Source organism: Phenylobacterium ferrooxidans (genome assembly GCF_042714595.1).
GTDB lineage: Bacteria > Pseudomonadota > Alphaproteobacteria > Caulobacterales > Caulobacteraceae > Phenylobacterium > Phenylobacterium ferrooxidans.
Genome location: NZ_JAOTJD010000028.1, coordinates 1 through 13,709 on the forward strand (window position 1 = coordinate 1; position 13,709 = coordinate 13,709).

Annotated in this window: 14 protein-coding genes, 1 pseudogene and 1 riboswitch; of the genes and pseudogenes, 7 read left to right on the top strand and 8 right to left on the bottom strand. The window is 68.3% G+C overall.

Annotation, left to right across the window (positions count from 1 at the left end; all coding sequences use genetic code 11):
* The first annotated feature begins 444 nt into the window (after window positions 1–444).
* The gene (locus tag OCL97_RS14450) at window positions 445–741 is read left to right on the top strand and encodes an ArsR/SmtB family transcription factor (protein WP_377370626.1); all 297 of its coding nucleotides are present in this window, start codon (window positions 445–447) and stop codon (window positions 739–741) included.
* Between the two features lie 9 nt (window positions 742–750).
* Entirely contained in the window at window positions 751–1,008 is a 258-nt protein-coding gene (locus tag OCL97_RS14455) for a hypothetical protein (RefSeq protein ID WP_377370627.1), read from the top strand.
* A gap of 114 nt (window positions 1,009–1,122) precedes the next feature.
* Here OCL97_RS14455 and nhaA read toward each other — a convergent pair whose 3' ends face one another.
* From nhaA to OCL97_RS14470, 3 genes and pseudogenes are all read right to left on the bottom strand, one after another.
* A complete protein-coding gene (gene nhaA, locus OCL97_RS14460; protein ID WP_377370628.1) occupies window positions 1,123–2,295 on the bottom strand; it encodes a Na+/H+ antiporter NhaA in 1,173 nt (390 codons plus the stop codon).
* Window positions 2,296–2,417: 122 nt separating this feature from the next.
* Window positions 2,418–3,248, bottom strand: coding sequence for a hypothetical protein (locus OCL97_RS14465; RefSeq protein WP_377370674.1), 831 nt, complete (start codon window positions 3,246–3,248; stop codon window positions 2,418–2,420).
* Window positions 3,249–3,344: 96 nt separating this feature from the next.
* Window positions 3,345–5,909: pseudogene (locus OCL97_RS14470) on the bottom strand (TonB-dependent receptor); the annotation flags it as partial.
* Between the two features lie 238 nt (window positions 5,910–6,147).
* On the opposite strand from OCL97_RS14470, the gene yghU reads away from it, so the two are divergent.
* Window positions 6,148–7,029: a glutathione-dependent disulfide-bond oxidoreductase gene (gene yghU / locus OCL97_RS14475; protein WP_377370629.1), complete on the top strand. Its 882-nt coding sequence runs from the start codon at window positions 6,148–6,150 to the stop codon at window positions 7,027–7,029.
* Window positions 7,030–7,326: 297 nt separating this feature from the next.
* On the opposite strand, the gene OCL97_RS14480 is transcribed toward yghU, so the two are convergent.
* The gene (locus tag OCL97_RS14480) at window positions 7,327–7,737 is read right to left on the bottom strand and encodes a PaaI family thioesterase (RefSeq protein WP_377370630.1); all 411 of its coding nucleotides are present in this window, start codon (window positions 7,735–7,737) and stop codon (window positions 7,327–7,329) included.
* Complete coding sequence (locus OCL97_RS14485) at window positions 7,737–8,249, bottom strand: 6,7-dimethyl-8-ribityllumazine synthase (RefSeq protein ID WP_305703230.1); 513 nt, start codon at window positions 8,247–8,249, stop codon at window positions 7,737–7,739. The genes OCL97_RS14480 and OCL97_RS14485 overlap by 1 nt, the downstream gene beginning before the upstream one ends.
* Before the next feature lie 91 nt (window positions 8,250–8,340).
* Window positions 8,341–8,511, bottom strand: a riboswitch (FMN riboswitch).
* 122 nt (window positions 8,512–8,633) lie between these two features.
* Here OCL97_RS14485 and OCL97_RS14490 point away from each other — a divergent pair.
* Together OCL97_RS14490 and OCL97_RS14495 are read left to right on the top strand one after the other, a co-directional pair.
* Complete coding sequence (locus OCL97_RS14490; RefSeq protein WP_377370631.1) at window positions 8,634–10,091, top strand: class I adenylate-forming enzyme family protein; 1,458 nt, start codon at window positions 8,634–8,636, stop codon at window positions 10,089–10,091.
* Window positions 10,088–10,477 (top strand): hypothetical protein, encoded by a 390-nt coding sequence (locus OCL97_RS14495; protein ID WP_377370632.1) that lies wholly within the window; start codon window positions 10,088–10,090, stop codon window positions 10,475–10,477. The genes OCL97_RS14490 and OCL97_RS14495 overlap by 4 nt, the downstream gene beginning before the upstream one ends.
* 110 nt (window positions 10,478–10,587) lie before the next feature.
* On the opposite strand, the gene OCL97_RS14500 is transcribed toward OCL97_RS14495, so the two are convergent.
* Genes OCL97_RS14500 through OCL97_RS14510 form a run of 3 tightly spaced genes read right to left on the bottom strand, consistent with a single transcriptional unit; the run spans window position 10,588 to window position 12,458 of the window.
* Complete coding sequence (locus OCL97_RS14500) at window positions 10,588–11,031, bottom strand: flagellar basal body protein (RefSeq protein ID WP_377370633.1); 444 nt, start codon at window positions 11,029–11,031, stop codon at window positions 10,588–10,590.
* A 9-nt stretch (window positions 11,032–11,040) separates the two neighbouring features.
* A complete protein-coding gene (locus OCL97_RS14505; protein ID WP_377370634.1) occupies window positions 11,041–11,352 on the bottom strand; it encodes a rod-binding protein in 312 nt (103 codons plus the stop codon).
* Window positions 11,352–12,458 carry a flagellar basal body P-ring protein FlgI gene (locus OCL97_RS14510; RefSeq protein ID WP_377370635.1) on the bottom strand — a complete coding sequence of 369 codons (1,107 nt, stop codon included), beginning with the start codon at window positions 12,456–12,458 and terminating at the stop codon, window positions 11,352–11,354. Before OCL97_RS14510 ends, OCL97_RS14505 begins: the two co-directional genes overlap by 1 nt.
* A 219-nt stretch (window positions 12,459–12,677) precedes the next feature.
* Between OCL97_RS14510 and fliX the strand changes: the two genes are divergently transcribed.
* Together fliX and dksA are read left to right on the top strand one after the other, a co-directional pair.
* On the top strand, window positions 12,678–13,136 hold the full coding sequence (gene fliX / locus OCL97_RS14515) for a flagellar assembly regulator FliX (protein WP_377370636.1): 459 nt from the start codon (window positions 12,678–12,680) through the stop codon (window positions 13,134–13,136).
* A gap of 72 nt (window positions 13,137–13,208) precedes the next feature.
* Complete coding sequence (dksA, locus tag OCL97_RS14520; protein ID WP_304779510.1) at window positions 13,209–13,637, top strand: RNA polymerase-binding protein DksA; 429 nt, start codon at window positions 13,209–13,211, stop codon at window positions 13,635–13,637.
* Window positions 13,638–13,709: the final 72 nt, after the last annotated feature.

Consider the following 13,709-nt stretch of genomic DNA (forward strand, 5'->3'; position numbering starts at 1 on the left):
CGGGGTCGAGAGCGGCAGTTCGCCAAATCGTTGGCGAACTGCATAGCCGGGCTTAAGTAGCCCGGCTCGCTCTCGACGGTGGCCGGTCGGAGACCGGTCGGATGAGGGGTGGCGCTCCGTTAGACGAGCTTGGTTGTTCGTGTGGTTCGTGTGGTTCGTGGACAATCTTGATGCGCCTCGCGGCGTCGCGGCTCGAAGACTTGGAACCACGAACCACACGAACCACACGAACGGTGGATCAAGCCCAGGTGTGCGGGATGAATGCAGGCCGGCTGCGCCGGGCGGAGCGCCGTCTCTGATAGGCCTATCGACCCCTCATCCGACCCTGCTCCGCAGGGCCACCTTCTCCCGCAAGGGGAGAAGGGCTCTAACGGACTTGACTCCTCGCCACCCGTCAGATAATTCTTACACATGAAAGAGAGCCTACCCATTTCGGGAGACGCGTTGCTGGCGCAGCTGGCGGCCCTGGCCAATCCGCATCGGCTGCGCATCGTCGCGGCTCTGCATGAGGGCGGCCGGCGGTATGTCAGCCAGTTGGCGCGGGAGATCGGCATCAGCCGGCCCCTGCTGCACCTGCACCTGGCCAAGCTGGAGGAGGCGGGCCTGGTGGCCAGCCGACTGGAGCTGTCGGCCGACGGCAAGGCGCTGAACTATTTCGAGGCTTCCGACTTCGCCTTGACCCTGACCCCGGCGGCCATCGCCATCGCGGCGGCCAGCCTGACCCCCAAATCCGAGACCTGAGAGACCCCCATGGAAACCCCCGTCTATTTCGCCAGCCTCGGCCTGATCTTCGCCACCATCCTCGGCGTCTTCGCCATGCGCTACTTCGCGGCCGTCACCCAGGCCCGCGCCCGCCTGACCGAGGACAACGCCTATCGGCTGATCGCCGAGAAGGCGGTGGCGACCCAGGCTGAGACCGCCACGGCGCTCGACTCCATGTCGGCCACGTTGGCGGACGTCCGCACCCGGCTGGCCTCGGTGGAGAAGATGCTGAAGGACGTCGGCTGATGGGCGAGCTGCTCGTCTCCATCTTCCTGGGCGGCTGGCTGTCGCTGGACGCGGCCTGGGTGCGCGAGGTCGTGGCCCTGGCGCGCGCGGCGGCGGCGTGCTGAGCCGCAGCCCTCACCCCGGCGGGCGGGCCGGCGCCTTGCGCAGGATGGCCCAGCCCAGGCCCGCGGCGAGCAGCGAACCGGCCAGGACGCCCAGCTTGGTGGCCTCCTGCAGGGCCGGGTCGTTGAAGGCCAGCAGGCCGATGAACAGGCTCATGGTGAAGCCGATGCCGCACAGCACCGACACGCCATAGACCTGCCGCCAGGTGGCGCGCGCCGGCCGCTCGGCCCAGCCCAGGGCGACCAGCAACCAGACCGAGCCGAAGACGCCGATCTGCTTGCCCAGGAACAGGCCCGCCGCCACGCCCAGCGGCACCGGCGCCAGCAGGGCGGCGAAGCTGAGGCCCGCGAAAGAGATCCCCGCATTGGCGAAGCCGAAGATCGGCACCACCGCGAAGGCCACCCAGGGCTGGATGGCGTGTTCCAGCCTGTGCAGCGGCGACAGGACGTCGTCGGGCGCGGCCGGCGAGCGCCGCAGGGGGATGGTGAGGGCGAGCGCCACCCCGGCCAGGGTGGCGTGGACCCCCGACTGCAGGGTCAGCCACCAGAGCACGGCGCCGACCACCAGGTAGGGCGCCAGGGCCGAGACCTTCATGCGGTTGAGCGCGATCAGGGCGGCGAGCGCCACGCCGGCGCCGGCCAGGGCCCAGACCGCCAGGTCGGAGGTGTAGAAGAAGGCGATGATCAGCACTGCGCCCAGGTCGTCGATGATGGCCAGGGCGGTGAGGAAGACCTTCAGCGACACCGGCACCCGCGAGCCCAGCAGGGACAGGATGCCGAGCGCGAAGGCGATGTCGGTGGCCGCCGGGATCGCCCAGCCGTGCATGGTGACGGGGTCCCCGCCCTGGAAGGCCAGATAGACCAGGGCCGGGACCAGCATGCCGCCGGCCGCCGCGACGCCCGGCAGGATGCGCCGGGGCCAGCTGGAGAGCTCGCCGTCCACCACCTCGCGCTTGATCTCCAGCCCCACCAGCAGGAAGAACACCGCCATCAGGCCGTCATTGATCCAGTGCAGCAGGTCGAGGCCCGCCACCGGGGTGTGCAGGGCGGCGAAATAGGCCTCAGCCAGCGGCGAATTGGCCACCACCAGGGCCAGGGCCGCCACCCCCATCAGCACCAGCCCGCCCGCCGATCCGCTCTGGAAGAAGCTGCGCAGGGCGGAGGGGGAGCGGCGTGTCGGGGTCATGTCGGATTCGCGATGTGGATGTCGCGGGTTGTTTAGCAGGCTGGGCGGGGGGGTGCGCGGGGAAGCGGCGCCGGGGGTGGTGAACACCTCGTGAGGGGGGAGGTGCGCCGAGGGGCGTCTTGCTATTTCCCCACGACCCGCATCGCCAGGATCTCGCGGGTTCGGCGGGTGATGCCGTAGAGCATGCCGGGCTGGCTTTCGTCCCAGTCGACGGCCTGGCCTTCGGCGTCCATGCCGATCGTCGAGGTGTGGTCCAAGACCCCGCCGCCGGCGGGGAGGGCCATGACGTAGAGTTCGGGGTGGTCGTGGCCGCTGAGGTAGAGGCGACCGTCCGGGCCCCAGCCGCCGCCGGAGACGCTCATCGGGGCGACGCGGGCCAGGACCGTGGCGGGGAGGGCCCAGGCCTCAAGCCGCCGCCACTGGTCGTCGAACTTCACCAGGGTGGTGTGGCGGTGGTCGCGAGGCGGCTCGCCACCCCGGCCGTCATAGTTGGCGAACATGGCCCACCAGGCGCCGTCGTGGCGGTCGACCCAGGTGATGGAGCCCGTGCCGAGGCCGAGCGCGACGCTGCGGCGGTGGGCCAGGCTCTGGGGATCGAAGAACTCCACCGTGCTGACCTGGGGCGTGGCAGGGAAGTTGGAGCTGGCGCAGACAAGGTCCTTGGCGATCAGGGCGCAGGAATTGATGTGCGGGAAGCGGGCCTTGTCGCCGGTCCACTCCGCGCGCTTTTCGCCGGTGGCCTTGTCGTAGCGGACCAGGCGGAAGTTGCTGACAGCGTAGATGTCCCTGGGCCCCACCGCCGCCCCCTGGGTGGCGGTGCTGGCGTAGCGGCGCAGGGTCGGGGCCTGGGAGGCGAAGGCCGGGGCCTCGGTGGCGGCCCCCTGACCAGCCGCCGCCGCTGGATCGGCGAGGGCGGCGGCCAGCGAAGCCAGGCCGGCGAAAAAGGCGGTCAGCATACGGTAACCCCTGGATCACGGTGACCTTGGATCGAAGCGATCCAAGGTCATGGGATGTGATCGATTGCCTGTGCCTAGAGCGAGATCGAAGCTCTAGAAGTTCATCGCCGCGCCGATCCAGTAGGTGCGGCCGTAGTTGGCCCACTCCTGCAGGTACTTGCGGCCCGGGCCAGTGACTTCCTGGCGGCCGGTGTTGGAGAGGTTCTGGCCCTCGGCGAAGATGGTCAGGTTGTCGTTGAAGCGCCAGGAGATGCTGGCGTCGAAGATGTGCCGGCCCTTCCAGTACTGATCCGAATTGGGGTTGGCGTCGTTGATGGTCTCCAGCTGGCCGCCGATATAGTTGTGCGACACCCGGGCCTCGAAGGGCCCGCGCTGGTAGTAGACGCTCTCGTTGGTGGTGATCTCCGGCTGCTGGAACAGGCCGGTGACACGGGGCCCGGCCGAGGTGCGGAAGGTGAACTCGGTGTCCAGCCAGGTCAGGTTGCCGCTGAAGCCGAAGCCGTTGAAGGGCTCGGGCAGGAAGGTGAAGGCCTGCTGGATGGCGAACTCCACGCCCTTGATCTTGGCCTTCTCGGCGTTGCGCGGGGTGGCGACAATGACGTCTTCCCGACCGCGGCCGACATCCAGGCTCTCGGTGGATGTGAGCGTGAAGATCTCGTTCTTGATGTCCTTGGAGAACACGGCCAGCGAGATCAGGCCGTCTTGGGGATAGAACTCCACCGACAGGTCGAAGCCCTGGCTCTCACGGGCCTCCAGGCCGGGATTTCCGCGCGACAGCCGGGGCGTGGCGCCGGTGAGATCGAGGGTCTCGCCGCCGCCCAGCGAGCTGAAGTCGGGGCGGCCGATGGTGTTGGTCCAGGCGGCGCGGACGATCAGGTCCTCGCGGGCGTTCCACTGCAGGTGGGCGCTGGGGAGCCAGTTCCCGTACTCACCCGAATTGCTGACCGGGGTCAGCACACCGGCGGTGCTGCGGACCGCGTCGGATTCGACCTTGGTGCGCTCGTAGCGCAGGCCGCCCAGCAGGGTCAGGTCGCCGATCTTGTAGCTGACCTGACCATAGCCGGCGTAGATGTCTTCCTTGACCTCGTAGTCGCCGGTGGGCGGGTTGGCGGTGGTGGTGAACCGTGACCGGTTGGCGTTGAAGAAGGCCATGGCCTCGTCGGCGCCGATGCGCGGATCGACCCGGTAGCGGTCGGCGATGATCTCGCTGGGGCCAGGGACGTCCACCTCGGCCAGGGTGTAGATGAAGCCCGTGCCGGCGCGGTAGTTGATCTGGGTGGAGACGAACTCCCGCTGGGTGGAGCGCAGGACGCCGCCGAACTTGGCCTTCAGGTTGCGGTCCTCGGCCCCGTTGTCGAAGCTGAGGTTCAGGCGGGCCTGGCCGGTGGTCTCGTCGGTCTTGTCCTCGGCGTCGCGGTGCTGCTGCAGGACGTAGTTGGCCGGATTGCGCAGGTTAGCGTCGGTGACCGGGGTGAAGACCGGGAACAGCGGGTTGGTGGTGTCGTAGTTGAAGGCGTAGTTGGCGCCGGCGGTGTCGACGGTGCGGAACTCCACCGAGTGGTTGGGAACCTCAAGCCCGGCGATGGAGTAGATCAGGTCGCCGTCGGCTTTCCACTGGGGCGCGAAGTCCCAGGCGAAGCCGGTGCGGGCCAGGCCGATCTCACGCTTGGTGATGGGCTGGTTCAGCTGGATGGTGCCCCGGCCGCGGGCGAAGAAGCCGCTGGTGGGGGTCTGGGACGCGACATTGCCCAGGGGCTCGATGCGGTACTCGATCCGCTCCTCGTCGTCCTCCATGCGGGCGAACAGGGCCGAGGCGTCCCAGCGGAAGGTGTCGGTGGGGCGGTACTCGACCTTGGCGTTCACGCCGCTGCGCTGCTTGGTGTTGTTGTACCAGAACAGGCGGCTGAAGGTGGGGACCTGGATGCCGTTGCCGGTGGGGGCGCCCGAGGCGACCGGGGCGCCGGCTGCGGTGTACTCCCGCACCGAGGGGGTCTGCGATTCCACCTGCGGGATGTCGTAGTCCAGCTGCTCGTGGCTGGCCCCGACGACCACGCCCCACTGGTCCTCGGCCCCGAAGGTGCGCCCCGCCGCGAAGGCCAGGCGGTAGGAGGGTTTGTCGTTACGCACGCCGCCGCTGCGCTCGTAGTCGCCGTAGGAGGCCATGCCGCTGAAGAAGGGCCGGCCGGCGTCGAAGGCCGAGCGGGTGGTGACATTGATGACGCCGCCGATGGCGTTGCCGTCATCTTCCGGGGTGACGGTCTTGATGACTTCCAGGCGGCCGGCCATCACCGAGGGGACGATGTCCATGGGTACGGTGCGGCCGGTCTCATCCACCGAGGCCAGCAGGGCGCCGTCGATGGTGGTGCGGTTGTAGGTGGAGCGCAGGCCGCGGATGACCGGAAAGCGCGGCTCGCCCTGGTCTTCCATCACCGAGATGCCGGGGATGCGGCGCAGGGCGGCGGCGGTGTTGTGGTCGGGCAGCTTGCCGATGTCGTCGGCGGAGACCACGTCGGCGACGACGAATTCCGAACGCTTGACGGCGATGGCGGCGCGCTGGGCCTCGCGCTGGCCGGTGACCACGATCTCATCGACATCCGTCTGGGCGAGGGCCACGGCCGGTGCGCAGAGCGCGGAGCTGGCCAGCAGGACGGCCATGAGGTTCGGTACGGATTTAAGATAGGTCATCTGCGCCCCAGGTTGCAGTTATGCGACGGCGCTTAGGGGTGCTCCGTGACGGCGGCGTCACCGGGATGTGGGCGTTCCATGTCGGTGGCGCTACGAGTTGGTGACGATTGATCCGAACACGGACGAAGCGCCGCTTGTGGCCTTCTCATTGGACTTGGCGCACCCCACATCGCACTCTGACGCAACACAATCGCCTGGGAGGGCGCCGCTGATGACCAATTTCCCCGAGAGCTATGTTCCGCCGAAGGTCTGGACCTGGGACAAGGAGAGCGGGGGGCGGTTTGCGGCGATCAATCGGCCGATCGCCGGACCGACGGCCGAGAAGACGCTGCCGGTGGGGCGCCATCCGATGCAGCTCTATTCGCTGGGCACCCCCAACGGGGTGAAGGTGACCATCATGCTGGAGGAGCTGCTGGCGCTCGGCCACAGCGGCGCCGAGTATGACGCCTGGCTGATCAATATCGGGGCCGGGGACCAGTTCGGCTCCGACTTCGTGGCCATCAATCCCAACTCCAAGATCCCGGCCCTGCTGGACCGCTCTGGGCCCGAGCCGATCCGGGTGTTCGAGAGCGGCGCCATCCTCATCCACCTGGCTGAGAAGTTCGGCAACGCCTTCCTGCCCACCGCGCCGGGGCCTCGCGCGGAGTGCATGTCGTGGCTGATGTGGCTGATGGGCTCGGCGCCGTTCCTGGGGGGCGGGTTCGGGCACTTCTACGCCTATGCGCCGATGAAGATCGAATACGCCATCGACCGCTACGCCATGGAGGTGAAGCGGCAGATGGACGTGCTGGACCGCAGGCTGGCCGAGGCCGAGTACGTCGGCGGGGATGAGTACACCATCGCCGACATGGCCATCTGGCCCTGGTACGGCGGCATGGCCAAGGGGGTGCTCTACGAGGCCGGCGAGTTCTTGGACGTGGCGTCCTACAAGCACGTCAACCGATGGGCCGACCAGATCGCCGAGCGGCCGGCGGTCAAGCGCGGCCGCATGGTCAACCGCGCCAACGGCGAACTGTCGAGCCAGCTGCGCGAACGCCACGACGCCAGCGACTTCGAGACCAAGACGCAGGACAAGCTGGAGGCGGCGAAGTAGGGGGCGCGCCTCAAATCCTCCCCCAGCGCGTAGCGCGATGTGGGGGAGGTGGCAGACGGCGCAGCCGGCTGACGGAGGGGGATGGACGTCGTCCACCCCTTCGACCCCAAAACGAGGGTCAAAGTCCCCCTCAGTCAGCTTCGCTGACAGCTCCCCCAGAAGGGGAGCATTTCAGGTGTCCCGCCCCAGCCGTCATCCCGGGCGACCGTAGGGAGACCCGGGACCCAGGGGGATTGATTGCGGCCCCTGGGTCCCGGCTCTCCGCTGCGCTGCGGCCGGGATGACGTGGGTGTGGTCTCAGTTCACCTTCCGCACCACCTTGAACACCGCGTTGGCCCGGGCGCAGGGCTCGCCGTCGGCGGTGACGAAGGCCTGGGCGAAGCAGAGGCTGCCGCCGGGTTTGACGAAGATGGTGTCGAACTCCAGCCACTGGCCGACCTGGGCCGAGGCCAGGAAGTCCAGGGTGAGGTTGACCGTCACCAGGCGGGCGCCGTCGCCCAGGCGGTGGCCGCAGGACAGGCCCATGGCGTTGTCGGCCAGCGCGCTGATCAGGCCGCCGTGGACGAAGCCGCGGCTGTTGGTGTGGGCCTCCGTGACCTCCAGGCCCAGGACCACGGCGCCGTCGGTCTTGCGGCTGTAGAGCGGCTCCCAGGGGTCGGTCAGCGGGCTCTTGCGATAGTGGGGTTCGAACCCTGTGGGCGCCTGCATCAGGCGGCCGCCGTGACGCGTTGCAGGCCTTCCAGGGTCTTGGCGCAGGCGATGGCGGCCTCGGCGCCCTTCTGGACGAAGTGCTCGGCGAAGAAGGCCTGGTGGATGTCGTGCTCGTGGAAGTGATGCGGCGTCAGCACCACCGAGAACATCGGCACCTCGGTCTTCAGCTGCACCTGCATGAGGGCTGAGACCACGGTCTCGGCGACGAACTCGTGGCGGTAGATGCCGCCGTCCACCACCAGGGCGCAGCCGACGACGGCGGCGTACTTGGCGGTCTTGGCGAGCGTCTGGGCGTGGAGGGGGATCTCGAAGGCGCCCGGGGTCTCGAACACATCGATCATGTGCTCGGGGAAGCCGAGTTTCGCCATTTCGGCCAGGAAGCCCTTGCGGGCCTGGTCGACGATATTGTGGTGCCAGGAGGACTGGACGAAGGCGATGCGGGCGGGGCGATAGGCGCCGTGCGCGGTGGGCAGCTCGTAGGTGACTTGAGGCTGAGTGACTTGGGTCATGGTCGTCTCCCATAGGTGGATGAACCACGACTCAGGGAGACACTGACGACGGATCGTGAGTCCACGCGCAGAGGCGTGGCGACCCATCAGCAGTGGTTCTCATAACCGGACTCTAACCGTCGGCCCCGGGATCACACCGGTGTCTGCTGTCCCTGGAGGGCCTAAGACCCTGCAGGCGCCCGCGGGCTCGTCCGACCGTCCCCTTGCGAGGTCGGTCGGCATTACCGCCGGTGGGGACTTTCACCCCGCCCTGAGAACGCGTCCGCCGGAAAAGCCCGGCGATGAGCTGAGGCTAGCCTCAAAGGCGGGGTTCAAACAAGCGTTTTGATCTGACCCCTGGAGGGCGGGCCTGGGCGCCGCTAGGTTCCGGCCAAAGGGATTCCCATGTTTGAACGGCTCATCGCATTCCAGGCCAGCCATCAGCCCGACCGGCTGGCCATCGAGTCCGCCTGGGACCGGTTCACCTATCGGCAGATGGCCGACGACATCCGCCGTTGCGCCGCCTGGGTGGCGGAGCTGGGCCTGCCGTGGGGCAGCCGCGCCCTGATCGCCGTGCCCCATCCCTACCTGCACTGGGTGCTGACCTTCGGCCTCGAGACCGCCGGGGTGATCACCGCGGCGTCCAGCCCGGTCCGCGCCGTCACCGACGACCTGATCCTGATCGGCGCCCACATGCTGTTCGCCCGCGACGTGCCCGACAACACCCTGGGCCTGCCGGTCCACAGGATCGACCAGGCTTGGCTCGACGGCCTGCAGCGCTATTCGCCAACCTGGGCCGGCGACCGGCCGCGGCGCGGGGAGGACGGCTTCCGCATCGTGGTGACCTCGGGCACCACGGGGGACGCCAAGAAGATCCTGCTGACCCGGGCGATGATGGACCGCCGGGTGGCCGAGACCGCCGTGACCCAGGTGTTCGCCCCGGCCCGCAGCCCGCGGGGCATTTCCGACATCGGGGTGGGCTCGCTGGCCGGGATCCAGCTGGCCTTCCTGTGCTGGACGCGGGCGGGAACCCTGTGCAGCCACGATCCGCGGGGAACCTGGGACAAGACCCTGAGCGACCTGGCCATCGACTTCATGGTGACCTCGCCCTTCCACCTGCAGATGCTGTTGCACAATCTGCCGGAGGATTACCCGCCCAACCCGGAGCTGATCGTCGGCGTGGCGGGCGGGTCGCTGTCGCGGCCCCTGGCCCTGGCGTGCAAGCGTCGGCTGTCGCCCAACATCGTCATCACCTACGGCTCGACGGAGACCGGCAGCGTGGCCGTCGGCCATATCGACAGTATGGAGGGCGCCGAGGACTCGTCGGGCTTCCTCAATCCCTGGGCCACGGTGGAGGTGCTGGGGGATGACGGGCAGGCCGTCGCGCCCGGCAAGATCGGCGAGATCCGGATCGGCGGCGACCAGGTGGTCTCGGGCTATCTGGATGATCCGGCCGCCACGGCGGAGATGTTCAAGGACGGCTGGTTCTATCCCCGCGACCTGGGACTGATGACGGCGGCCGGACGCCTGCAGGTGCTGGGCCGGGTGGACGACATCATGAACATCGGCGGCGCCAAGGTGGTGGCCTCGCGGCTGGAGACCTTGGTGCTGCGGGTTCCGGGCGTCCTGGACGCCGCGGCCTTCGCCGCCCCGGACGAACAGGGGCTCGACGCGCCGTACGTCGCCTATGTCTGCGACGGCGAGATCGACACCGGCCCCCTGGTGGCGATCTTCACCGACAACCTGAAGCGGCCGCCGCGCCTAATGCGGCTGGAGTCCATCCCGCGCAACCTGCTGGGCAAGATCCAGCGCAACATGCTGCGCGAACAGGTGGTCGCGGCGCACAACGAGGCTCGACCATGAGCGACGAGGACGCGGGCGGCTATGACGTCGACGACTGGAGCCGGCTGAAGGCCTTCACGCGGGGCGTGGCGACCCTGGAGGATGTGCAGGCCAAGGCCGCCATCTTCGCGCTGGCCGACACCCTCAACCCCCGGGTCCTGGAGATGCCCCTGCCGCAGCCGCTGATCTGGTGGAGCGATGACGGAGAGCAGGCGGCCGTGGCGGTCCAGGCCGAGGTCCACGACACCGAGGACGGCGAGACCATGGAGGTGCTGGGCCTGGTGTTCCCCGACGGCGGCGGCGGCGTGGCCCTGCTGGACGACATCGACCTGGTGGACGACACCGACCCCATGTGGCGCAAGCTGGTGGCCGAGGCGACCGGCGATGAGAGCGGCGAGGAAGCCTAGATCACGATGACTTTGGATCGAAGTGATCCAAAGTCATGAACGTGATCGATTGCTTATGTTTAGAGCGGGATTGACGCGAAAAACCGGTTCCCACTTTTTCGCATCCCGCTCTAGGCGCGCTTGTTCAGGGTGATGCTGGTGGCCGAGGCGGCGGCCGAGGGGGCGCCCTTGAGGCCGTAGCCGGCGCCGGTGTTGCGTTGGGCGGCGACCTCGTTGGCGATGGTCTTCACCAGGCCCTCGGTGACCGTGCGGGCGGCGTCGAGCGCGCGGCCCTGGCGGGCCAGCACGCTGTCGAAGGCCTCGGTGGCGCGGATCAGGCGGTTGCGCTGGTCCAGAGGCGCCGACGCCACCATTGCCGGGTTGGCGCGGACCCGGGCCGACTCGTGGCGGTAGATATTGGCCAGGCGCGAGGTTTCCTCGATGTGGGCCATGGCCTCCTGCGGGCGCTGCTGCTCGAAGGCCTGGGCCTCCAGGGCCACCAGCTCGGTGAGGCGCTCGGTGAGGATCACCAGTTGTTCGACGCGGTCGGCGGCGTCCAGGGCGGAGAGGGCCATCGTGATTTCCTAACTCAGACCTTGAAGCTTCAGCATTTCCTTGGCGACGACGTCGGCGATGCCGACCCCGCCCGTCTTCACGACCTGCTTGGCCATGGCCTCGTTCATGAAGGACTTGAACATCTCTTCGCCTTGGCCGCCGCCGAAGGGTTCGGAGACCTTCACGTCCTTCATCATCTGGCCGAGCATGACGGTGAGGAACGAGCCCTCGAAGTCCTTGGCCGTCTTGGCGATCTGGCCGCGCTTGGCCAGTTCGGCGGCGCTCATGGGCGCGGGCGCCGGGGGCGTGACGTTGAGCGCGGGGGCGGCGATGTCGGCCATCACATCACCTCGATGTCGGCTTGCAGGGCGCCCGCGGCCTTGATGGCCTGCAGGATGGAGATCATGTCGCGCGGCGTGACGCCGAGCGCATTGAGACCGGCCACCAGGGTGGAGAGCGAGGCTCCCTCGCGCAGGGTGATCAGGCGCTTGCCCTTCTCCTCGTCCACCGAGACGTCGGACTGCGGCACGGTGACGGTGCGGCCCTGGCTGAAGGGGGCGGGCTGGCTGACGGCGGGGCTTTCCTGGACGCTGATGGTCAGGTTGCCCTGGGCGATGGCGACGGTGGAGATGCGGACATTGTCGCCCATGACCACCACGCCGGCCACTTCGTCGATCACCACCTTGGCGGCGTCGTCGGGCTCGACGGTGAGGTTCTCGATCTGGGCGATGAAGCTCACCATGTTGGTGCCGGGCGCCGGCTGGATGGTGACGATCGTGGGGTTGTCGGCCCGCGCGCAGCCGGGGAAGCGGGTGTTGATCACGTCGGCGATGCGCTTGGCGGTGGTGAAGTCGGGGTTGCGCAGGGTCATGCGCATCTGGGCCATGCTGGCCAGCTGGAAGCCGATCTCGCGCTCGACGATGGCGCCGGAGGCGATGCGGCCTGCGGTGGGCACGCCCTTGGAGATGGAGGAGCCCGAGGCGCCACCGGCGGAGACCGAGCCGGTCTGCACCGTGCCCTGGCCCACGGCGTAGGCCTGGCCGTCCGCGCCGAGCAGCGGGGTGACCAGCAGGGTGCCGCCCTGCAGGCTCTTGGCGTCGCCGAGCGCCGAGACGCTGGCGTCGATCGGGGAGCCGGTGGCCACGAAGGCCGGCAGCTTGGCGGTGACCATGACGGCCGCCACGTTCTTGGTGTTGAGGTTGGCGTCGCGGGTGTTGACCCCCAGACGCTCCAGCATCGCCTCCAGGCTCTGCTTGGTGAAGGGGGCGTTGCGCAGGCTGTCGCCCGTGCCGTTCAGGCCCACCACCAGGCCGTAGCCCACCAGCATGTTCTCGCGGACGCCCTCGAACTCCACGATGTCCTTGATGCGGGACTTGGCGAAGGACGGGCCGGCGGCGAGGGCGGCGGCCATGAGGACGGCGCTGAAGAGGCGAAGCGATCGACGCATGGAACCCCGGGGGCGAACGAACAGGAAGAAGTCGTTCTTGCCTATGCGACGGGCGTGCCAGTCGGGATCGGCGAAAACCCTAGCGATTCCAGGGGTTGGCGATTCGCCGCGGGCGGCAGGGGGCGCCGTGGCGGCAGAAGTTGCCCGGCATTAACCATACCCTAAGCATGCCGGCGCGATGAGTGGGATGAAACGTCAGGTCAAGAGTTCGACTCACCCATGAAGGTCAACGGAACAAACGGCGTGGGATCGGTGAGCGGGGCCTCCAAACCCCGGTCCGCCGACGGGCAGGGCTTCAGCCTGCCGACCGCCGGCGCCGCGTCGGCCCCGGCCCAGGTCGCCCGCGCCACGGGCCTCTCCGGCGTCATGAATGTCGACGCCATCCTAGCGTTGCAGGAGATGGGCGGGCCGCTGGAACGCCGCCGCCGCGCGGTGCGCCGGGCGGGTCGTCTGCTGGATGTGCTGGAGGAGGTGAAGCTGGGCCTGCTGTCGGGCGAGATGTCCGCAGACAAGCTCGACGCCCTGCGGATCGCGATCCGCGACGAGCGCGAAGGCACCGAGGACACTCGCCTCGAAGGTGTTCTCGATGAGATCGAAACCCGGGCCGCCGTAGAGCTTGCCAAGCTGGAATGCGCGCGAGGTGCGGCTCAATTGGTCGCAGGGAGCGAGCTTCGTTGAATCGTTAATTCGTTTTGGTATAAGCGCCCAGCGTGTCTTAAGGGGCGGTACTCCAGGGGGCGTGAGGCGTAAATGACCACAGCCGCAGTGATGGCTGACAAGCCAGGTTATGTTCCTTCCGAGGACGAGCCGTTCATGAACGAGCGTCAGCTTGAGTATTTCAAGCAGAAGCTCAATGCGTGGAAAGAGGACATCCTGCGGGAATCCCGCGAGACCCTCGTCCATCTGCAAAGCGAAACCGAGAACCATCCGGACCTGGCGGACCGGGCGACGTCGGAGACCGACCGAGCCCTGGAACTCCGGACCCGCGATCGCCAGCGTAAGTTGATCTCCAAGATCGACGAAGCCCTGCGCCGCATCGCCGATGGCTCGTACGGCTATTGCGAAGACACCGGCGAGCCGATCGGCGTCGCCCGTCTCGACGCCCGGCCGACGGCGACGCTCAGCCTCGAGGCGCAGGAACGCCACGAGCGCCGGGAACGCGTCCACCGCGACGACTAAGGTCGTCGGGCGTACGGCCCTAGTCCCTTCTCCCCCTGTGGGAGAAGGTGGCGCGCTTTTGCGCGTCGGATG